The 20,301-nt window shown below is 54.5% G+C and carries 15 protein-coding genes; 9 read left to right on the top strand and 6 right to left on the bottom strand.

Features of this window, described 5'->3' with window-relative positions:
- Positions 1 to 3 precede the first annotated feature (3 nt).
- Positions 4 to 1,494 (top strand): UxaA family hydrolase, encoded by a 1,491-nt coding sequence (locus HA51_RS24550; protein WP_084937935.1) that lies wholly within the window; start codon positions 4 to 6, stop codon positions 1,492 to 1,494.
- Between the two features lie 134 nt (positions 1,495 to 1,628).
- Here the strand turns inward: HA51_RS24550 and sstT are convergent, their stop codons facing one another.
- From sstT to HA51_RS24535, 3 genes are all read right to left on the bottom strand, one after another.
- Complete coding sequence (sstT, locus tag HA51_RS24545; RefSeq protein ID WP_084937934.1) at positions 1,629 to 2,873, bottom strand: serine/threonine transporter SstT; 1,245 nt, start codon at positions 2,871 to 2,873, stop codon at positions 1,629 to 1,631.
- Between the two features lie 228 nt (positions 2,874 to 3,101).
- Positions 3,102 to 4,073: a TerC family protein gene (locus HA51_RS24540; RefSeq protein ID WP_084937933.1), complete on the bottom strand. Its 972-nt coding sequence runs from the start codon at positions 4,071 to 4,073 to the stop codon at positions 3,102 to 3,104.
- A gap of 256 nt (positions 4,074 to 4,329) precedes the next feature.
- The gene (locus HA51_RS24535) at positions 4,330 to 5,316 is read right to left on the bottom strand and encodes a Gfo/Idh/MocA family protein (RefSeq protein ID WP_084937932.1); all 987 of its coding nucleotides are present in this window, start codon (positions 5,314 to 5,316) and stop codon (positions 4,330 to 4,332) included.
- A 139-nt stretch (positions 5,317 to 5,455) separates the two neighbouring features.
- Here HA51_RS24535 and HA51_RS24530 point away from each other — a divergent pair, with 139 nt between their 5' ends.
- A complete protein-coding gene (locus HA51_RS24530) occupies positions 5,456 to 7,135 on the top strand; it encodes a chloride channel protein (protein ID WP_084937931.1) in 1,680 nt (559 codons plus the stop codon).
- Here the strand turns inward: HA51_RS24530 and HA51_RS24525 are convergent.
- Positions 7,132 to 7,632, bottom strand: a complete 501-nt coding sequence (locus HA51_RS24525; RefSeq protein ID WP_084937930.1) for a M48 metallopeptidase family protein — start codon at positions 7,630 to 7,632, stop codon at positions 7,132 to 7,134. The genes HA51_RS24530 and HA51_RS24525 overlap by 4 nt on opposite strands.
- 81 nt (positions 7,633 to 7,713) lie before the next feature.
- On the opposite strand from HA51_RS24525, the gene rlmG reads away from it, so the two are divergent.
- Positions 7,714 to 8,832, top strand: a complete 1,119-nt coding sequence (gene rlmG, locus HA51_RS24520; protein ID WP_084937929.1) for a 23S rRNA (guanine(1835)-N(2))-methyltransferase RlmG — start codon at positions 7,714 to 7,716, stop codon at positions 8,830 to 8,832.
- Here the strand turns inward: rlmG and HA51_RS24515 are convergent, their stop codons facing one another.
- A complete protein-coding gene (locus tag HA51_RS24515; protein ID WP_084937928.1) occupies positions 8,833 to 10,836 on the bottom strand; it encodes an NADPH-dependent 2,4-dienoyl-CoA reductase in 2,004 nt (667 codons plus the stop codon). It lies immediately after the preceding gene.
- A 471-nt stretch (positions 10,837 to 11,307) separates the two neighbouring features.
- On the opposite strand from HA51_RS24515, the gene idnD reads away from it, so the two are divergent.
- The 3 genes from idnD (at position 11,308) to HA51_RS24500 (ending at position 14,512) form a co-directional block, all read left to right on the top strand.
- Positions 11,308 to 12,339: an L-idonate 5-dehydrogenase gene (gene idnD / locus HA51_RS24510; RefSeq protein ID WP_084937927.1), complete on the top strand. Its 1,032-nt coding sequence runs from the start codon at positions 11,308 to 11,310 to the stop codon at positions 12,337 to 12,339.
- Between the two features lie 9 nt (positions 12,340 to 12,348).
- The gene (idnO, locus tag HA51_RS24505) at positions 12,349 to 13,113 is read left to right on the top strand and encodes a gluconate 5-dehydrogenase (RefSeq protein ID WP_038644549.1); all 765 of its coding nucleotides are present in this window, start codon (positions 12,349 to 12,351) and stop codon (positions 13,111 to 13,113) included.
- A gap of 79 nt (positions 13,114 to 13,192) precedes the next feature.
- Positions 13,193 to 14,512, top strand: coding sequence for a gluconate:H+ symporter (locus HA51_RS24500; protein WP_084937926.1), 1,320 nt, complete (start codon positions 13,193 to 13,195; stop codon positions 14,510 to 14,512).
- A gap of 30 nt (positions 14,513 to 14,542) precedes the next feature.
- Here the strand turns inward: HA51_RS24500 and HA51_RS24495 are convergent, their stop codons facing one another.
- On the bottom strand, positions 14,543 to 15,253 hold the full coding sequence (locus HA51_RS24495; protein ID WP_084937925.1) for a purine nucleoside phosphorylase YfiH/LACC1 family protein: 711 nt from the start codon (positions 15,251 to 15,253) through the stop codon (positions 14,543 to 14,545).
- A 109-nt stretch (positions 15,254 to 15,362) separates the two neighbouring features.
- Here HA51_RS24495 and HA51_RS24490 point away from each other — a divergent pair, with 109 nt between their 5' ends.
- The 3 genes from HA51_RS24490 to HA51_RS24480 all read left to right on the top strand — a co-directional run bounded on the left by HA51_RS24490 (position 15,363) and on the right by HA51_RS24480 (position 20,109).
- The gene (locus tag HA51_RS24490) at positions 15,363 to 16,172 is read left to right on the top strand and encodes a 5'-nucleotidase, lipoprotein e(P4) family (protein ID WP_084937924.1); all 810 of its coding nucleotides are present in this window, start codon (positions 15,363 to 15,365) and stop codon (positions 16,170 to 16,172) included.
- A gap of 698 nt (positions 16,173 to 16,870) precedes the next feature.
- Positions 16,871 to 18,328: a SulP family inorganic anion transporter gene (locus HA51_RS24485; RefSeq protein WP_139810736.1), complete on the top strand. Its 1,458-nt coding sequence runs from the start codon at positions 16,871 to 16,873 to the stop codon at positions 18,326 to 18,328.
- A 356-nt stretch (positions 18,329 to 18,684) separates the two neighbouring features.
- Positions 18,685 to 20,109, top strand: a complete 1,425-nt coding sequence (locus HA51_RS24480; RefSeq protein WP_084937922.1) for a GGDEF domain-containing protein — start codon at positions 18,685 to 18,687, stop codon at positions 20,107 to 20,109.
- The last annotated feature ends 192 nt before the right edge of the window (positions 20,110 to 20,301 follow it).

The raw sequence follows: 20,301 nt of genomic DNA, 5'->3' as shown, positions 1-20,301 counted from the left end.
GCTATGCAAGATGCGATAAGAATACATTCACGCGACAACGTGGCGGTGGCGCTGCGCGATTTACCTGCCGAAGCTAAGGTTGAAGTTGCTGGTCAGGCCATTACGTTGCAGCAGGAGGTGGGACGCGGCCACAAGTTCGCACTCACGCCGCTAGTTATCGATGCGCTGGTGATCAAATACGGTTTGCCGATTGCCCACGCGACGCGGCCGATTGCCATGGGTGAAATCATTCATTCCAGCAACGCGCGCACTAATCTGAGCGATGTCGATGAATACGATTATCAGCCGGAATTTCTCGATATTCCGCCGCAAGCCGGTGACCGCGAAGTACAGATCTACCGACGCGCCAGTGGTGAAGTGGGGATTCGAAATGAGCTGTGGATTCTGCCGACCGTGGGCTGCGTCAATGGTATCGCAAGGCAAATTCTGTCGCGTTTTCTAAAAGAGACCAACGACGCGCAAGGGATTGATGGTGTGCATCTGTTCAGCCACCCATTTGGCTGTTCGCAATTGGGGCAAGACCACGAAAATACCCGCACCATGCTGCAAAACATGGTGCGCCATCCTAATGCAGGTGCGGTGTTGGTGATTGGCTTGGGTTGTGAAAACAATCAGGTGGATGTATTCCGCGACACCCTCGGTGGCTTTGATAGCGATCGCGTGCAGTTTATGGAGTGCCAGAAGCAGGACGACGAAGTGGAAGCTGGATTAGAGCGTCTGCATGCGTTGTACGACGTGATGCGTCAGGACCAGCGCCAGCCGGGCAAACTCAGCGAACTGAAGTTTGGATTGGAGTGCGGCGGTTCTGACGGTTTTTCTGGCATCACTGCCAATCCGATGCTGGGCTGCTTCTCCGATCAAATGATTGCCAACGGCGGCACCACGGTGTTGACCGAAGTGCCGGAAATGTTTGGTGCAGAACGCATTCTGATGAGCCGTTGCCGTGATGAACAAACCTTCGATAAAACCGTGGCGATGATTAACGACTTTAAACGCTACTTTATCGATCACCAGCAGCCGATTTATGAGAATCCATCACCGGGAAACAAAGCCGGTGGCATTACCACGCTGGAGGAGAAATCCCTTGGTTGTACGCAGAAAGCCGGGCAGAGCCAGGTCGTGGATGTGCTGAAATATGGCGAGCGCCTGATGACACCAGGGCTGAATTTGTTGAGTGCGCCGGGTAACGACGCGGTGGCCACCAGTGCGCTGGCAGGGGCGGGTTGCCATATGGTGTTATTCACCACCGGCCGTGGTACGCCTTATGGTGGTTTTGTACCCACGGTGAAAATCGCCACCAATACGCCTTTGGCAGAAAAGAAACCGCACTGGATTGATTTTAACGCGGGTCGTTTGATTGATGGCATGAGCATGCCAGAGATGCTGGAGGATTTCGTCGATATGATCGTGGCGATTGCCAATGGCCAACCGGCACGTAATGAAGCCAATGATTTCCGCGAATTAGCGATATTTAAGAGTGGCGTAACGTTGTAAGCATCAGGTGCGCATAAATGCGCACCCTACGAAAACGTGCAAATTCTCACATCGGCGGACAAAATGCGCCCTCAACGAAAACTGTGCCAGTTTGCCGTAGGGGCGGCATTTATGCCGCCCTGGTCAATTGTCGATTATTCTGCTTCAGACACCGTGCGCGGTTCGCGCTCGGCTTCGGCTTGGCACACAGCCGCAGTAAACAGAATATCGGTTGAGGAGTTCAGTGCAGTCTCGGCGGAATCCTGCAAGACGCCGATAATAAAACCAACCGCCACTACCTGCATCGCCAGATCGTTCGGGATACCAAACATATTGCACGCCACCGGAATCAGCAGCAGTGAACCGCCCGCCACGCCAGATGCACCACAAGCACACAGCGAAGCCACCAGACTTAGCAGAATCGCTGTAGGCACATCCACTGAAATCCCCAGCGTATGCACAGCCGCCAGCGTCAGCACGGTGATGGTAATCGAAGCACCCGCCATACTGATGGTGGCACCCAGCGGGATAGAAACAGAGTAGGTGTCTTCGTCCAGGTTCAGGCGTTTCGCCAGCGCCATATTCACCGGAATATTCGCCGCTGAGCTGCGGGTAAAGAACGCCGTCACGCCACTTTCGCGCAGGCAGGTAAACACCAGCGGATACGGGTTGCGGCGGATTTTCTGGAACACCAGCATCGGGTTGACCACCAGCGCCATAATCAGCATGCAGCCGAGCAGCAGCGCCAGCAGATTGGCGTATTCCCACAGCGCATCAAAGCCGGTTGAAGCCAGAATAGAGGCGACCAGACCAAAAATCCCTAACGGCGCGCAGCGAATCACACAACGCACCACCCAGGTTGCCGCATTAGAGGCATCGTTCAGAAAGGCTTTGCTGCTTGGGCTGGCGTGACGGAAAGCCAAACCCAATCCCAGCGCCCACACCAAAATGCCAATGTAATTAGCATTCATCAGCGCCTCTATCGGGTTTGAAACCATGCTGAGCAGCAGACCATGCAGCACTTCGGTGATGCCTGAAGGCGGAGTGATTTGCGTCGCACCGACGTTCATCGACAACGTTTGCGGGAACAGATGACTGAAAATGACCGCGACCACGGCCGCAAAGAAGGTACTGAGCAGATACAGCATGATGATCGGACGGATGTTGGTTTTCTGTCCCTGCTGATGGTTCGCAATGGATGAGATCACCAAAACCAGCACCAGCAGCGGTGCCACCGCCTTCAGCGCGCGTACAAACAATTCCCCCAGCAGGCCAACGGCTAACGCCGCATCACGTGAGAACCACGCCAGTGCCACACCGGCAATCAGGCCAATCATGATTTGTTTTACCAGGCTTCCTGCGAACAGCGCGCCCAGACGTCCAATAAAGTTATTTTGCATAGTTCGGTCTTTTTATAGCGGTATGAGTGTTGTGCGCGGTTCCTCCGCGCCAAACGGTTTGCCCGGCGGAGTATAAGGAAAAGTCCTGGTGAGGAAAGAGATAATTCTGTGCGTGTGGCGTAGATCGGTTTTTTGATCTGCTGGCGATGCGAAATGTGACAGAGCTATGAAAGGTGAAAATTGCAGCTGGCGAAACAAAGCAGGGGCGATTACCGCCCCTGCAGAAGATTATGGTGAGATGCGCTTCTGGTCGTTTCTGTGGTTAACCCATGCGTTGATCAGCAGTGTACCGCCCAAAATAATGCCGACCACCGCCAACGAGATCCCCACCGGTATGTGGTAAAACTCGACGATCAGCATCTTGATACCGATAAACACCAGCACAATTGCCAGACCATATTTGAGCATCGAGAAGCGTTCTGCCACGTTCGCCAGCAGGAAATACATCGCACGTAGGCCAAGAATCGCGAACAGGTTTGACGTCAATACAATGAAAGGATCGGTGGTGACCGCGAAAATCGCCGGAATGCTGTCGACGGCGAAAATCACGTCGCTCAGCTCCACCATGATCAGCACCAGCAGCAGCGGCGTTGCAAACAATACGCCGTTTTTACGGGTGAAGAACTTTTCGCCGTCAAGGTTATCGGTCATGCGCAGGTGTTTACGCAGCCAGCGCACCACCGGCTTTTCACCGACAGCCTCATCATCTCCTTCCTTGGCAAAGGCCATCTTCAGACCGGTGAACAACAGGAAGGCACCGAACACGTAGAGGATCCAACTGAACTGCGTGACCAAATAGCTGCCAGCAAAAATCATGATGGTACGCAGTACAATCGCGCCCAGCACGCCATACACCAGCACGCGACGTTGCAAGTTAGCCGGAATGGCAAAGTAGCTGAACAGCATCAGCCAAACGAAGACGTTATCGACAGCCAGCGCTTTTTCCAGCACGTAGCCCGTCAGGAAGGCGAGAGTTTGCGCAGTGGCCACTTCGCGGCCCACAGTGCCTTCGAGATACCACCAGAAGGCCGCGCTAAACAGCAGTGAGACGGAGATCCAAACCAGTGACCACGCGGCTGCTTGCTTGAATGACATGGTTTGAGCGCCGCGACGTCCCTGTAAGAAGAGATCAATCGCCAGCATGATGAGCACAACGACAGCGAAGCTGCCCCAGAGTAACGGTGTGCCTACAGAGTGCATAGTCGTATCCTGTCCGGAAAATAAAAAAACGGCTAAGTCAGAAGACGTTAGCCGCTTTTGATAAGCTGCAAGCAAACCTCGCCTTCCGGCAAGGTCTCACTTACAACTCAGAATAGATTCCGGGTTGCCTGACGACCGGATGCGTTTAGCATCGTAATGACGATCAATCAGCTTACAAGTTACTCCCCTTTGCAGCGGTGAAGATACGTCCAACCGCGAAAGGATTCAATGGGGAGTTTGAAATATTTTGCAATATTTACACTTTAGCCTGATCTGCAGGGAACACGACTCCAGTCTGTCGGCGAATCTCCGTCAGCAGTTTGGCCGTGATGCGTGATGTTTCCAACGCAGGATGCTCAACCAGACGCTGCGCAACTAACTCTGCAAACGTTTCTGCTTCGTACAGCATAGTATTGGTGTGCTGCGGCTGCGTCAGATTTTGGCTTTCGCCACCGCGCGGGATAAAACGCAGCTGCTGGCCTTCTGAGATTTTGTCGATCACCAGCGAACCGGCTTCACCCTGGATTTCACTCGGGATCAGGGAATCACTCACTTTCGAGTGCAGCAGCGTGACATCAAAATCGCCATAACCCAGTACGACGACGCCATGCGCATCCACGCCACTCGCCAACAGGGAAGCCTGTGCCTGTACCTGCTGCGGCTCTCCCCATAAGGTCACCGCTGCGGCCAGGCAGTAGAAGCCAATATCCATGATCGAACCGTTCGACCAGCGCGGATTAAAGGTATTGGGGTTTTCACCATCAAGATAACGCTGGTAACGTGACGAATATTGGCAGTAATTAATTAACGCTTTACGCAGCTTACCCAACTGCGGCATCGCTTTTTGCAGTTGCAGGAAGGTTGGCAAACTGGCGGTTTTAAACGCTTCAAACAACACCACCTGATGCTGACGCGCGCAGGCGATCATCGCTTCGGCTTCACGGAGATTCGACGCCATCGGCTTTTCACAAATCACGTGCTTGCCATGCGACATAAACAGGATGGCCTGTTCAGCGTGGAGTGCATTGGGGCTGGCGATGTAAACGGCATCGATCTCCGGGCTGGTTGCCAAATCGTCGAGAGACGTAAAGGTCAGTTTGCAGGGATAATCGGCGATAAAGGCATCGGCCTGTGATTGCTGGCGCGAATAGACACCGTGCAGTTTCATTTTGCCGGTCTCATGCGCGGCGTCGATAAACTGGCGAGTAATCCAGTTGGTTCCCACAATAGCAAAACGAATCACGGTATAGCTCTCCTGCAACAGTAATGCGGCAGAGTACCATGTTCAGCGGAGCCACGGTCAGACGAAATTTGATCCTGAGATCCGCATTCCAATATGATGATGCAGCAGCTTTTTTTAACCAGCAAACGGGGAAGCGTAGGTGAGTGGAAGTAAACATGCATTGAACTGGACCACCTTACTGATCGCGATTCCCGTAGGGTTTGTCGCTTCGCTGGTGACGTTGGCCTTTCGCGGCGTTATTGATCTTATCAACCGCCTGCTGTTTAACAGCGACAGCGAAATCACTGTGGCAATGCACGTCTGGCCATGGATTTTCTGGCCGCTGCTGGTGGGCGCGGGCGGTGTGCTGGCAGGATTTTTCCTGCGCTATGCGGTGGCGATTGAGAAGCAGGAAACGGTTAAAACCGACTACCTCGAAGTAATTAATGCGCGCCTGGATGCGGTGCCGACCAAAACCTCGCTGTTCCGTGCACTCTCGTCGATTGCCAGTATCGGCAGCGGTGCCTCAATTGGTAAAGAGGGGCCGATGGTGCAACTCTCCGCGTTGAGTGGCAGCCTGATGGGGCGCTGGTTTCCGCAGATGCGTAACAGCGATATTGTGGCAATGGCCGCCGCCGCAGGCCTCTCTTCGGTGTATCACGCCCCGCTGGCTTCAGCAATCTTTGTGGCGGAGATTGCGTTCGGTATCTCTGCCTTGCAGCGGTTAATTCCTTTGATTGTCGCCTCGGCGGTGGCGGTGATGACCATGTGGTCACTGGGTTTTCGCAGCGCGCTTTATCCTCTCTCTGAAGCTCTTTTCCAAATGGATATCAGTAGTTTGCTGATGACCATCGTCATTGGTTTAGCGGCAGGATTAGCGGGATGGTTGTTGATCAAACTGATTGCTCGTAGCAAAGCGCAGTTTGCCCGAATCAAATCACTGCCAGCGCGCCTGGGTCTTGGCGGCTTAGCGGTCGGTTTCCTGGCACTGATCTCCACTGACATTTTGGGTAACGGCTACGAAGTGATAGTGAAAATCATTGATGGCCACTATGTATTGGCGGGATTGATTGGCCTGCTGGTGCTAAAAACGTTGGCGACCACGCTGTCGGTGGGGTCCAACGCCGTCGGCGGCTTGTTCACGCCGTCCTTATTAATCGGCGCTCTACTCGGTGTGGCGCTGGCACAGATGGGCGCAGTGCTGCATTTACCGGTGGGTGACACCTTACTGTATGCGGCGATAGGCATGGCGGCGGTGCTGGCGGCTGTCAGTCAGGCACCGTTAATGGCGATGCTAATGGTGCTGGAGATGACGCTCAACAGCAGCCTGTTATTCCCGATCATGATCGCCTCGGTGCTGGCTTCTATGGTGGTATACCGACTGCAATCTGCCAGCACCTATCCGGTGGTGAGCAATCACTTCAGCCGTTCAGAAGCGAAATTCGACTTCGATAATATGCGCGTAGACCAGCTGATCATTCCCGGAGCGGCGCTCCAGCCAGAGGAGTCCGTAGGGCAAGCATTGGCGGTGAGTTCATTGAAGCGTGAACGCTATGTGTATGTGATCAACAGTGCAGGACAGTTCCTCGGGGTGGTGTCCATCCACGATATCTCCCGCAAAGTGTTATCGCAGGAGATCACGTTGGATTCACCGGTCAGCAGCGTAATGGACGATAACTTCCCGTGCATCTTCCAGAACCAGAGCATGCGCGAAGGTTGGGAGGCGTTTGCGCGGGTAACGCTGGAGCGCTTGCCCGTGTTGAACAATCCGCAGGAGCGGCGCTTTATGGGCGCGTTGACCAAAACCAGTTTGATTCAGAAGGCGCAGGAGTTCCTTTAAGCCGCATTCCCCCGCATCGCCTGATCTGTCATCCACAGGCGGGCGTCAAACTCTAGCTGGTGGTAATCCGGTTCCATGTGGCAGCAGAGCTGGTAAAAGGCTTTGTCGTGCTCTTTCTCTTTCAGATGCGCCAATTCGTGCACCACGATCATCCGCATAAAGGGCTCGGGCGCGAGACGGAAGAAGGTAGAGATGCGGATCTCGGCTTTCGCCTTCAGATTGCCACCCTGCACGCGCGAGATGGCGGTGTGCAGGCCAAGTGCATGTTTCATCACTTTGATTTTATTGTCCCAAATCACTTTGCTCACCGGCGGGGCGCTGCGCATGTAGCGGCTTTTCAGCGCTTGGGTGTAGTCGTAAAGTGCCCGATCGCTGACAACATCGTGTGTGTTGGGATAGCGTTCCTGCAAAAAGCTGCCCAGTCGCTGATTATCAATTAGCAACTGTACCTGATCGAGGATGTTTTCAGGGTAACCCTGCAGATAGATTAATGACATTGGGATTCCCGACGAAAGACAGTATACTGCGCCCCCTTTTTAGGGCGAAAATCGCGCAAAGTGTACCACGCCGGAGATTCCATGAGCCAACTTGAACTGACCAATCGCACGCTGACACTGCAGCGCTTCCCGCCAATGCGTGAAGAAAGCCCGTTACAGGCGTGGGATTCCGCCGATGAATATCTGTTGCAGCAAGAACTGCCAGAAGGACCGGTGCTGGTGTTCAACGACAGCTTCGGTGCACTGACCTGCGGATTAAATGGCCGTGAAGTGTGGCACGTCAGCGACTCGTTATTGAGTGAACAGGCGGCGAAGCAGAACCTGCGTCTCAATGAGATGGATGAAGATCAGGTGCACTTTATCGATAGCCTGGCGCCACTGCCTGCTGCGCCCGCCGCAGTACTGATCAAGATCCCTAAAGCGCTGGCCCTGCTGGAACATCAGCTGCGCGCGCTGCGTAAAGTGGTGACGTCAGATACGCTGATCCTTGGCGCAGCCAAAGCCAAAGATATCCACAACTCCACGCAGCAGCTGTTTGATCGCGTTCTCGGTGAGAGCAAAACTTCGCTGGCGTGGAAAAAAGCCCGTCTGATTTACTGCAACTTCACCGAGCCAAAGCTGCCAGAGGTGTCAGATACCACCGTATGGCCGCTGGACGATTCGTCTTACCAGATTCACAACCACGCCAACGTGTTCTCACGCGGATCGCTGGATGTGGGCGCGCGCTTCTTTATGCAGCACCTGCCGTCAGATATTGAAGGTGAAATCCTCGATCTCGGCTGCGGCAACGGCGTGATTGGTTTGCTGGCGCTGGAGCAGAACCCGCAGGCGGACGTACTGTTCTATGACGAATCTTATATGGCCGTGGCGTCCAGTAAGTTGAACGTGGAAGTGAACCGTCCGCAGGATCTGGCGCGCTGTCAGTTCCGCGTCAATAACGTGCTGAGTGGATTCCCGTCGGATCGTCTGCACGCGGTGCTGTGCAATCCGCCGTTCCACCAGCAGCACGCGGTGACCGATCATCTTGCCTGGCAAATGCTGCGCGATGCCAAGCGCTGCCTGCAATATGGCGGCGAGTTGCGTATTGTCGGCAACCGCCACCTCGGTTATCACGTCAAAATGAAAAAGCTGTTTGGCAACTGTGAACTGGTGGCGTCGAACGCCAAGTTTGTGGTGCTGCGCTCGGTCAAACTGCGTTAATCAGACACTGAGCGCCAGCTCAGTGGCCTGTGCGATGGCGCGGCGAGCATCCAGCTCCTGCGCCACATCGGCTCCGCCAATCAGCCTTACCGCTTTGCCGCGTGCGGCCAGCTCATCCGCCAGCTGACGCATCGGTTCCTGCCCGGCACAAATCACCACGTTGTCCACCGCTAGCGTGATCGGCTCGCCCTGATGGCGTAGGTGCAATCCTGCATCATCAATCTTCAGATACTCGACGTCGCCCCACAACTGCACACCGTGTGCCTGTAAACTGGCGCGGTGAATCCAGCCAGTAGTTTTTGCCAGCCCCGCACCGGGTTTGCCAGACTTGCGCTGCAACAGCCAGATTTGACGATCGGCGGCTAGCGGTTGTGGGCGCACTAACCCGCCGCGCGCCTGCAAGCTATGATCGATCCCCCAGCTTTGATAGAAATCTTCATGCGCATTTTGATGCAGCAAAAACTCGGCGGTATCAAAGCCAATACCGCCTGCTCCGATGATCGCCACCCGCTGGCCCACTGGTTTTTTATCGCGGATGACATCGAGATAGCTGAGCACGCTGCGGTGATCAATGCCGGGAATCGCAAGTTGGCGTGGAGTAATGCCGGTGGCGATCACCACTTCATCCGCTTCTTCCAGTTCATCAGCGCTGACGCGATGGTCGGTGCGAATCACTACACCCGCTGCGTCGAGCTGATGGCGGAAATAGCGCAGCGTTTCGCTGAACTCCTGTTTACCGGGGATCTGGCGGGCGATATTAAACTGGCCGCCAATCTGCGCATCCTCTTCATACAGCGTCACCTGATGCCCACGCTCGGCCGCCTGTAGCGCAAATGCCATTCCCGCAGGACCGGCACCCACCACTGCAATATGTTTAGGCTGTTGAGCAGGAATGACCGGCATCAGGGTTTCGTGGCAGGCACGTGGATTGACCAGGCAAGAGGTGACTTTGCCGACGAAAATCTGATCGAGACAGGCCTGGTTACAGGCGATGCAGGTGTTGATGGCATCAGGCTGTCCGGCTTGCGCTTTGCGCACAAAGGCTGCATCGGCAAGGAAAGGGCGCGCCAACGACACCATATCGGCAATGCCATCGCGCAGCAGTGATTCCGCCACCTGTGGATGGTTGATACGGTTGGTCGCGATAACCGGCACTGAAACCGCTTCACGCAGATGTTGCGTCACCCAGGCGAATCCGGCTCGCGGGACGCAGGTGGCGATGGTGGGAATGCGCGCTTCGTGCCAGCCGATGCCGCTGTTAAACAGGGTAACGCCGCACTGCTCAAGCGCTTGGGCCAACGCCAGCGTCTCTTCCAGTGAGCTGCCGTTATTCACCAGATCGAGCATCGACAGGCGGAAAATAATAATAAATTCCGGACCGACGGCTTCACGTACCGCCTGAGTGATCTCCAGCGCGAAACGCCGACGGCGCAGCACATCGCCGCCCCAGTGATCGTCGCGATGGTTAGTGTGCGCGACCAAAAACTGATTAATCAGATAGCCTTCAGAGCCCATGATCTCCACGCCATCATAACCCGCCTGCTGGGCTAAGCGAGCGCAGTGGGCGAAGTCGGCAATGGTCTGGCGAATCTCTGCATCGCTCAGTTCGCGCGGTGTGAACGGGTTAATCGGCGCCTGAAGGGCTGAAGGGGCGACCAGGTCGCGCTGATAGCTATACCGTCCAGCATGCAGAATTTGCAGGGCGATTTTACCGCCCTCGGCATGTACGGCATCGGTGAGCGATCGGTGCCATTCGCATTGGCTCTCATGATTGAGGATGGCCCCGCCGTGTGCGACCACACCTTGCGGATTCGGAGCAATCCCCCCAGTGACAATCAGCGCCACCCCCTCACGTGCACGTTCCGCATAAAACGCGGCTAGACGCGCCGCACCATCGGCATGTTCTTCAAGCCCAGTGTGCATCGAGCCCATCAGGAAACGGTTTTTCAACTGGGTAAATCCCAGATCCAGCGGGGCAAACAGGTGGGCGTAGTGCTCAGTCATGATCACAGTCTCAGAAAGTGGTCGGATGAGTGAACTCTAGCGGGAAATGGACGGGATGGAAATTCGCGGCGCTCAGGCTGTGAGAAACCTCAAAAAAAGCAGGGCGGCAAGTCGCTAACGAAGTGTTCGGACTCCTTCGTCAGGCACGGGAAGACACCTGCGCGCCCTGTAATAGTACGATGTGATGGGCTAATGGATTAGCTCTATAGTGATGACTCCTGTCAGACTCAATCCAGACAACTTTCCCGGGTGAGGGTGCGGCGATAATGACATAGCTCACTGCGGTTAATCCTCAAGACCGGTCTTGGTTTTTCTCAGAAAAAGGTGATCCCGATTCCATCTTCTGTACGAGCAGTTCACGTTCCAGGTAACACCTTTTTCGTAACATGAATTTGAGTGATCTGGTTCACAGTTTTGCCGTGCCAATCCCGCTTTTATGACCCCATTGCAACGGCACCCAATGGGGAAACAATGAATATCGAAACGCAATCCTGCGTCATTACCGGTAAAAAACAGGTCAGCGTCGCGCAGCAGCAGGTGAAGTGGGACGGCAAAGGCACGCTGGTACGCATTACGCGTGGCGGCATTTGTGGTTCCGACCTGCACTACTACCAGGAAGGGAAAGTCGGCAGCTTCGAAGTCAAAATGCCGATGATCCTCGGTCACGAAGTGATTGGCCAAGTGGTGGAGAGCGATGATCCTCATCTCAAGCCGGATCAAAAAGTGGCGGTCAATCCGTCCAAACCCTGCGGTGAGTGCAAATATTGCCAGCGCGATCAGGAAAACCAGTGCACTTCAATGCGCTTCTTCGGCAGCGCCATGTATGTGCCGCATGTCGATGGCGGCTTTACGCAATACAAAGTCGTGGACAGCAAACAGTGCGTGCCTTTCCCGCAAGACGCGGATGAAACGGTGATGGTGTTTGCCGAGCCACTGGCGGTATGCATTCACGCCACCCATCAGGCGGGCGATCTCACCGGCAAGCACGTGTTTATCTCTGGCGTGGGTCCGATTGGTTGCTTGATTGCCGCCGCCGCTAAAGCGCGCGGTGCGGCATCGGTGGTGTGCAGCGATATCAGCGAACGCTCATTAGAGATGGCGCAGCAGATGGGTGCAACCGAGGTTATCCACGCCGCTGACGGCGATTTCGCGCCGTATCTCGCGGATAAAGGCTATTTCGATGTGGCGTTTGAAGCCTCAGGCCATCCCTCTTCGCTGCAGCGTTGTCTGGACGTGGTGTGCGCCAAAGGCACGCTGGTGCAGGTCGGCATGGGCGGCACTATCCCGAACTTCCCGATCATGGCGCTGATTGCCAAAGAGATTCAGCTGGTGGGTTCTTTCCGTTTCACTCACGAATTTAATACCGCCGTTGAATGGCTGGCAAACGGTGTGGTTAAGCCACTCCCGCTGTTCAGCGGTGAGTTCGATTTGCAGGACATTGATGCGGCCTTGCAGTTTGCCGGGGACAAAACCCGTGCAGCAAAAGTCCAGTTAACCTTTTAAGGAGCAGTGATGAGTCAGTTATTTTCCCTCGAAGGCAAGCGCGTTCTATTGACCGGTTCCGCGCGCGGTATTGGTTTTCTGCTGGCGCGTGGTTTAGGTGAAGCCGGTGCGGAAGTGATCGTCAACGCCACCACGGAACAGGGTGCAGAGCAGGGCGCGGCAAAGCTGCGTGAGCTGGGTTTACGTGCCCATGCCAAAGCCTTTGATGTGACGCAGTCTGCGCAGGTGCAGCAGGCGGTAGATGAGATTGAAGCGGAATGGGGCCCGATTGATATTCTGGTCAACAACGCCGGGATTCAGCGCCGCCGTCCGTTCCTTGAATTCCCGGAGCAGGACTGGAATGACGTGATTGCCGTTAACCAGACCGCCGTGTTCCTGGTCTCTCAAACCGTGGCGAAAAAGATGGTGGATCGTCAGCGCGGTAAGATCATCAACATTGGTTCGATGCAAAGCGAGCTGGGCCGCGACACCATCACGCCGTATGCCGCGTCAAAAGGGGCCGTCACCATGTTAACTCGCGGCATGTGCGTTGAGCTGGCGCGCCATAACATTCAGGTGAACGCCATCGCACCTGGCTATTTCGTCACCGAGATGACCCAGGCGCTGGCCGACGATCCCGCTTTCACCGGCTGGCTCACCAAACGCACTCCGGCGGCGCGCTGGGGTAAACCGGAAGAGCTGATTGGAGCTGCGGTATTCCTCGCTTCTGGCGCCTCTGATTTCGTCAATGGTCACCTGCTGTTTGTCGATGGCGGTATGCGCGTCGCCGTGTAATGCCATGGCGCGGCTGGCGTTATCGCCGGGCCGCGCCTAAAACTTAATCACCCCTCTGTATTTCTAAGGATAATAAAAAATGCCAATAACTATTATTGTGCTGGGTGTGATACTGCTACTGGTGTTGATGATTGTATTCAAGGTCAACGGCTTCATTGCGTTGGTGTTTGTTTCGGCGGTGGTGGGTATTGCCGAAGGGATGACGCCGCTCAACGTGATGGCCTCGATCCAGAAAGGTATTGGTTCGACGCTCGGCGGGTTAGCAATGATCCTCGGCTTCGGTGCCATGCTCGGGCGCTTAGTCTCGGATACGGGCGCGGCACAACGCGTGGCAACCACGCTGATTGCCGCCTTCGGTAAAGAGCGGCTGCAATGGGCGCTGGTGGTCACAGGATTAATTGTTGGCCTGGCGATGTTTTATGAAGTGGGCTTCGTGCTACTGCTGCCGCTGGTGTTTACCATTGTTGCTGCTGCCGGTTTGCCGCTGCTTTACGTCGGCGTGCCGATGGTGGCTGCGCTCTCCGTCACGCACTGTTTCCTGCCGCCGCATCCGGGTCCAACCGCGATCGCCACCATCTTTGGTGCCAACCTCGGAACGACGCTGCTGTACGGCATGATCATCACTATCCCAACGGTGATTGTGGCCGGTCCGATCTTCTCGAAATTCCTCAAGAGCTTTGAGAAGTCACCGCCAGAAGGCTTGTACAACCCGAAGATCTTCACCGAAGAAGAGATGCCAGGCTTTGGTATCAGTATCTTTGCCGCCATCATTCCGGTGGTGCTGATGGCGATTGCGGCAGTATTCGAGCTGACCACGCCAAAAGAAAACCCACTGCGCCAGTTCTTTGAATTTATCGGTAACCCGGCGGTGGCGCTGTTTATCGCGGTAGTGATCGCGGTGTTGACGTTGGGGCTGCGTAACGGACGCAAGATGGAAGAAGTGATGGATATGTGCGGTGAATCGATTGCCGCCATCGCCATGATCATCTTCATCATTGCCGGTGGTGGTGCCTTCAAACAGGTGCTGGTGGACAGCGGCGTCGGTAACTATATCGCGGATATGATGAAGGGATCGTCGCTTTCACCGCTGCTGATGTGTTGGACGGTCGCCGCCATGTTGCGTGTGGCTCTGGGATCGGCCACCGTGGCAGCGATCACCACCGCCGGGATCGTCACGCCGATTATCGCGGTGACGCATGCCGATCCGGCGCTGATGGTGCTGGCGGTTGGCTCGGGGAGTGTAATCGCCTCACACGTGAACGATCCGGGCTTCTGGCTGTTTAAGGGCTATTTCAATCTGAGCGTGGTGGAAACCCTGAAAACCTGGACGGTGATGGAGACGTTGATCTCCATCCTCGGCCTGGCAGGTGTACTGGCGTTGAATGCCATTATCCACTGATGTATCGGGCTTCACAGGGAAGTGAAGCTGTTAATCCCGGCTACGGATCCAAGAGAATCGCGATTGGTAGCCGCTGTCAAAATGGGTGTTGTAGCGATAGCTCGATCCCGCCTCTGCCATGCAATAGGTACACACATTCAGCACCTCAATTTGCTGTGCGGGAATTCCACGCTGTAACAGCAATCCCCGCGCCAGATGCGGTAAATCAAACCATACACCTTGATGATGTGCGCGTGCCTGTGGGCGAATCGCGGCGTGATTCTGCGGTTGATCGCCAGACCACTTAAGGTCGGGCAAATCCGTGCGCTGCTGCATCTGTGCCACCAGATCTTTTCCCAGTTCATAGCAGCATGGACCGATTGCCGGGCCGATGGCGACATGCAGCGTCTCCCTGCGGGCGCCGCGTTCCATTAGGCCATCAATTGCGCTGTTCAATACCCCACTCAACGTGCCTTTTAGCCCGGCATGCACGGCCGCCACCTGATGATGCTGAGTATCGGCAAACAGCACTGGCAGGCAGTCAGCGGTGTACACCGCCACGGGCAACTGCTGCTCGCCTATCACGCCATCAGATTCACAGCTTTTCGGCGGCTGGTTCTGTGAGGCGAGCACGACGGTGGCGCTGTGGCGTTGCTGACCATAAGCCGCCTCCTCAGGAACCGGTTGGCCGGCCGGCTGGAAGGCATAATCGAGCCATGGCAGGGCATCAAGCAAGGTTGAACGCGGTCCGGAATGCGACATAAGTGTCTCCTTTGACTGGGCGGCAGCATTCTTCTGCCCACAGCTTACGTTAACTGCTACATTTTTAAAGCTTTACACAAACTGACCATAATCACTTAAGGAATAAATGATGAAAAACACCACGTTGCTGGCGGCGTCCGGCATTCTCGCGTTGCTGCTGACAGGATGTGCGCAACCGGCCAAACAGCAGGCTCAGCAGCAACTCGGCCAGCAATCGGTATTAGCAGTGAACTGGTTCCAGCAGTCTGGTGAGTATCAGGCGTTGAGCTGGCAAGCGTTTAACAGTGCGCGCATGGCCTTTGATGCCGCGCCATCGCTGGCGGGAAAACCGAAGGCGGTGATCGTCGATCTCGATGAAACCATGATCGACAACAGCGCCTATAGCGCGTGGCAGGCAAAACATGGCCAGCCGTTCTCTGGCAAAACCTGGTCCGCGTGGACCCAGGCACGTCAGGCCACTGCAGTGCCTGGCGCAGTCGAGTTTGCCAACTATGTGAACAGCCATGGCGGTACCATGTTCTATGTTTCAAACCGCGATCAGAAGGATTACGCCGCCACGGTGGATAACCTCAATAAACTGGGCTTTAGCGGCGTGAGTGATAAAACCGTGCGCCTCAGCACGGGCAACTCCAACAAGCAGGATCGCTTCGATGCGGTCAAAAATGCCGGATACAACGTGGTGTTGTATGTGGGCGATAACTTAAATGATTTTGGCGGTGCGACCTGGCATCAAGGCAATGCGCAACGTCAGCAGTTTGTGAGCCTCAATCATCAGCGTTTCGGTACGCAGTTTATTGTTCTGCCTAACCCACTGTACGGTGACTGGGAAAGTGGCATGGCGGAAAACTACAACAAACTTACGCCAGAACAGCAGCTTCAGGTACGTGAAGCACGTTTAAAAGCCTGGAACGGCCAATAGCAGATAGAACTAAACAGCGCCTGTATTTGCAGGCGCTCTGGTGAGTATTTCAGGGCCATTAATATTTACTTTTCCTCGTCATTATTATTCTCCTCATTATTTTCCTGATCTCTTGCTTTATTCATCACAAGAAAATAGCGGTAAATATTGTGAATTTGCTCGTTACCCAGTTATTCGTGCTAATCATAAATTTTTTAATTAAGATTTTTCTCAGCTCAAAAGGTTCATTTCCCCTTTTTGGTGCAAGGACATAATCAGTATGCATGTATGGTTTTGTTGTTTGATTTGAGATGAATAATCTAGGTTTGAATTTATATTATTAATTTAATTGAAATTAATTATTTTAAGTGTCGTGTCATTGGCTTGCAATTCATTACTTTAGAATGACATTTCCTGACGATAATTTTACAAGGCGCGTTGTGATCCTGCGGTCAGTAATATTCATTGTGCAACAGTAAGCATAAGCAGCTATAAACAATTTCTGTGAGGAAACTCTGCTTTAACCCGCGATCGATTGTTGTAGTCACATCCGTATACCTGTGGCTTTGCTTAAAAAACGATATTTCTGGACGTAGAGAGAAGATAATTGTGACGATACTTAAACCCTTATTAGCGAAAAATCTCAGTAGGGCACAGCAAGAGTCCGGCCATTTTAAAGCGCTTACCCCGCCATACGAAGAGGGCAGCGTGCCATGAATCTGAATACACTTCGTCAGGATATTCCCGCCGGTCTGGTGGTTTTTCTGGTGGCACTGCCACTTTGCCTTGGCATTGCGCAAGCCAGTGGTCTGCCACCTTTTGCCGGTTTACTTACGGGAGTGATCGGTGGCTTGTTGGTCACTTCACTGAGCCCATCGCGCTTTGCCGTGAGCGGCCCAGCTGCCGGTTTGGTGACAATCGTGGTGGCTTCAATCCAAACGCTCGGCAGTTTCTCTGCGTTTCTAACCGCGCTGATTCTGGCCGGTGTGTTGCAGTGTCTGTTTGGCTTGCTGCGAGCGGGTCGCTTTATTTCACTGGTGCCGGGCAGCGTGATCAAAGGCATGCTGGCGGCTATCGGCATTCTGCTAATTATGCAGCAGATTCCGGTGGCTCTGGGTGCGACGGGTGATGCAGAGCTGGTGTCGCTGGTGAAGGGTGATTTCCTATTTTCACTCAGTGCAATGATCGTAGCGGGAATCGGTTTAGCGATTTTGTGGCTCTGGACCACACCGATGGTGAAATCCGTGAAGGTGCTGAGCTGGATCCCCGGGCCGCTCATCGCCGTGCTGTTTGGTTGCATGGCAACCCTGTTTGGCGAGCGTCTGTTTCCTGACTTGCCACGTATCGCTTTGCCCACCTTTGATAGCCTGTCCGCGCTGGCAGCGGAGCTGGAAACTCCTGATTGGCTGGCGTGGCAGAATCCTTCTGTCTGGATGGTCGCCGTGACGCTGGCGCTGGTCGCCAGCCTCGAAACGTTGCTTAGCCAAGAGGCACTAAAAAAGTTGCGGCCGCAGCATCCCGCCCCCTCGCCGAATAAAGAGATGTTTGCACAGGGCGTGGGCAACCTGACGGCGGGTTTCCTGGGTGCGATGCCGATTACCGCAGTGATCGTGCGCAGCTCGGTTAACGTCAGTGCCTGTGCGCAGACCAAATTATCAATCCTGATTCACGGTGTACTGCTGCTGATTTGTGGCCTGTGGTTTAGCGATCTGTTGAATGCGATTCCGCTTGCGAGCCTTGCCGCCGTTCTGTTGTATACCGGCTATAAACTCGCGACGCCGCGCTTGTTCATCGAGCAATTCCGTACGGGCACCCAGCAGTACATTCCGTTCCTCGCCACGATTGGCGGCATCCTGGTGTTTGGCATGCTGGCCGGAATTGGCATCGGTATCGCAACACAAATCCTTTGCAGCATTTACAAGAGTCATCGCAACGCGTTGCAGTTGACCCGTTATGACGATCACTATGTGCTGCGCTTTCAGCAAAATCTCACCTTTATGCATAACCCTAAATTGCAGGGGTTACTGGCCGAGATCCCCGAAAACAGCACGGTGATTGTTGATAATGACAACGCGGAGTATATGGACCCTGACATCAAAGCCGTGCTGCGAGATTTCGGAGAAAACGCCGGCGAGCGTGGTATTCGTCTGAGTCAGTGGCCAGTCGCGATGAAATAGCAATATCATTTGGCTTAAAAGCTGGTTTTTAAGGTAAAAATCGGATATCTCGGATATCCGATTTTTTTATTTGCAGGGCATAATTGCAGCAATTCTTGCTTGTTCGCGCGCGCAGTGACGCGGAGCAATGTATTGCGTGTCAGACAGTTGCAGTGCGGCTTGAGGCACGCGTGATAAATCACATCGCTACGGTTATGTTGCCGGCACATCCGCAGCGATTGAGCACCGTTCAGCCGCCGAGTAGGGTGACGAACACTCGCTTAATTGCCGAATCATTGCACGGTTATTTCAGGTTTAATACTTGCTGATGCCGATGGGCAGAAAGCAGCGATTTCCAGGTTACAGGGTTCAGACGTATGCGCGTTAAGCTGTTTGCTGAAAATAATTTAAAAAAGAATGCACTCTCGCTGTTCCTCATTACGCTTTTTTTCTGCTTTATCGGCAGTCATCTGCGCATTCCGGAGGAGTTCTCTCTATTCTGGCCCGTTAACGCGCTGATAGCCGGTTTGATGGTGCGCAACCCTTTCCTGCATACCACCTCCAATTATCTGGTGTGCTTTGCTGCAATGATTTTTAACGACACGGTATTCTCCGGCTGGGCGCTGCCTGCGGTGACCGTGAACTTCGCCAATATCCTGTTTATACTCGTGTCAGTCAGCATGCTGATTAAGCACCTGCAACCGCCTTCCGCTAATAGCCAGGTGTTCAATGCGATGCGCATTTTCCCTGCCTGTTTTCTCGGTGCTGCTGCCTGTGCCACTTGGGGCGCATGGGCACAGGATATCGATTTTAATGCAAGATTCGTTGTGGCGTGGAGCGACTGGTTTAGCGAGCAGTTCTCGACCTCATTAATGCTGTTGCCGGTGATGCTGGCGCGCTCATTGCGCAGCGTATCCCCGCGCACCTTGTTGCATCCCGGCAAGCTGTTGCCGTTGGCTGCGGTGGTGCTGTCGCTGACCGTAGGGGCGATGATTGGCGGGGCAGGCAGTCTGACCTTCCCGGTTCCGGCGCTGATCTGGTGTGCCATCGTGTTACCGATTCCTGTTACAAGCTTGGTGATCCTGATTACGGGCATCACTGAGATCGTTCTCGTCTCACACGGCGTGATGAATATTCAGGGCGATGACGCACTACTGCCGATCAGCCATCTCACTTCGGCGCGGCTTGGCGTGGCGACCGTGGCTCTCAGCCCGCTGTTGGTGGCGGTGAGTATGGATGCCATTCGTCAGCTCAATCATCGCTTGGCGCTGCGAGCGAACTTTGATTTCCTCACCCAACTGCTGTCGCGTTCCGGCCTGTATGAAAGCCTGAAACAGGAGCCGTTCTCCCTACAGCGCGAAGCGGGCGTGTTGATGCTGGATGTCGACTATTTCAAAGCCATCAACGATAACTTTGGTCACGATGCCGGTGATGGCGTGCTGGAAGAGATTGCGCGCCGTATGCAACGCGTAGTGGGTAATCGCGGCATGGTGTGTCGTTTTGGTGGCGAAGAGTTTGTGGTGGTGGTGTTTGACTACAGCCACCTGCAACTGTACCAACTGGCCGAAGGGATACGCCAGGCGATGGTCAAAGAGAAATTCTGGATTCAGGGCAATACGGTAACCGTGACGGTCAGTTTAGGTCTGGCACGCGGTAGCGCCCAGAGTGAGCGAGAATGGCCGGGGGTGATCAACCGCTTGGTCTCCGCAGCGGATAAAAATCTCTATCTGTCTAAACGCAATGGCCGCAATCAAACCTCTCCGGCGATGGAGCCACGCAGCGTGGTGAATGAAGTGGCCTGAGGTGCGTGAAGGCCGCCATGAATGGGCCGGGTGCTGACTGTTTCGGTCGCCATGAATGACGCCCCTACGATGGCTGGGTGCTGACTGTTTGGTCGCCATGAATGACGACCCTACGATGGATTGGCGCTGATTGTTTTGGTCGCCATAAATGACGACCCTACGATGGGGTGGTGCTGATTGTTTGGTCGCCAT

This window comes from Pantoea rwandensis, assembly GCF_002095475.1.
Lineage (GTDB): Bacteria > Pseudomonadota > Gammaproteobacteria > Enterobacterales > Enterobacteriaceae > Pantoea > Pantoea rwandensis.
Note: the sequence above shows the minus strand (reverse complement) of the source record. Positions and strands in the feature narration are given on the sequence as shown.

What these genes read in the sequence shown, in the direction of transcription:
- HA51_RS24540 (WP_084937933.1), bottom strand. Translation starts at nt 4,073, where the DNA reads ATGCACTCTGTAGGCACACCGTTACTCTGGGGCAGCTTCGCTGTCGTT.
- idnO (WP_038644549.1), top strand. Translation starts at nt 12,349, where the DNA reads ATGAGTCAGTTATTTTCCCTCGAAGGCAAGCGCGTTCTATTGACCGGT.
- idnD (WP_084937927.1), top strand. Translation starts at nt 11,308, where the DNA reads ATGAATATCGAAACGCAATCCTGCGTCATTACCGGTAAAAAACAGGTC.
- HA51_RS24495 (WP_084937925.1), bottom strand. Translation starts at nt 15,253, where the DNA reads ATGTCGCATTCCGGACCGCGTTCAACCTTGCTTGATGCCCTGCCATGG.
- HA51_RS24515 (WP_084937928.1), bottom strand. Translation starts at nt 10,836, where the DNA reads ATGACTGAGCACTACGCCCACCTGTTTGCCCCGCTGGATCTGGGATTT.
- sstT (WP_084937934.1), bottom strand. Translation starts at nt 2,873, where the DNA reads ATGCAAAATAACTTTATTGGACGTCTGGGCGCGCTGTTCGCAGGAAGC.
- HA51_RS24480 (WP_084937922.1), top strand. Translation starts at nt 18,685, where the DNA reads ATGCGCGTTAAGCTGTTTGCTGAAAATAATTTAAAAAAGAATGCACTC.
- HA51_RS24550 (WP_084937935.1), top strand. Translation starts at nt 4, where the DNA reads ATGCAAGATGCGATAAGAATACATTCACGCGACAACGTGGCGGTGGCG.
- HA51_RS24500 (WP_084937926.1), top strand. Translation starts at nt 13,193, where the DNA reads ATGCCAATAACTATTATTGTGCTGGGTGTGATACTGCTACTGGTGTTG.
- HA51_RS24490 (WP_084937924.1), top strand. Translation starts at nt 15,363, where the DNA reads ATGAAAAACACCACGTTGCTGGCGGCGTCCGGCATTCTCGCGTTGCTG.
- HA51_RS24525 (WP_084937930.1), bottom strand. Translation starts at nt 7,632, where the DNA reads ATGTCATTAATCTATCTGCAGGGTTACCCTGAAAACATCCTCGATCAG.
- rlmG (WP_084937929.1), top strand. Translation starts at nt 7,714, where the DNA reads ATGAGCCAACTTGAACTGACCAATCGCACGCTGACACTGCAGCGCTTC.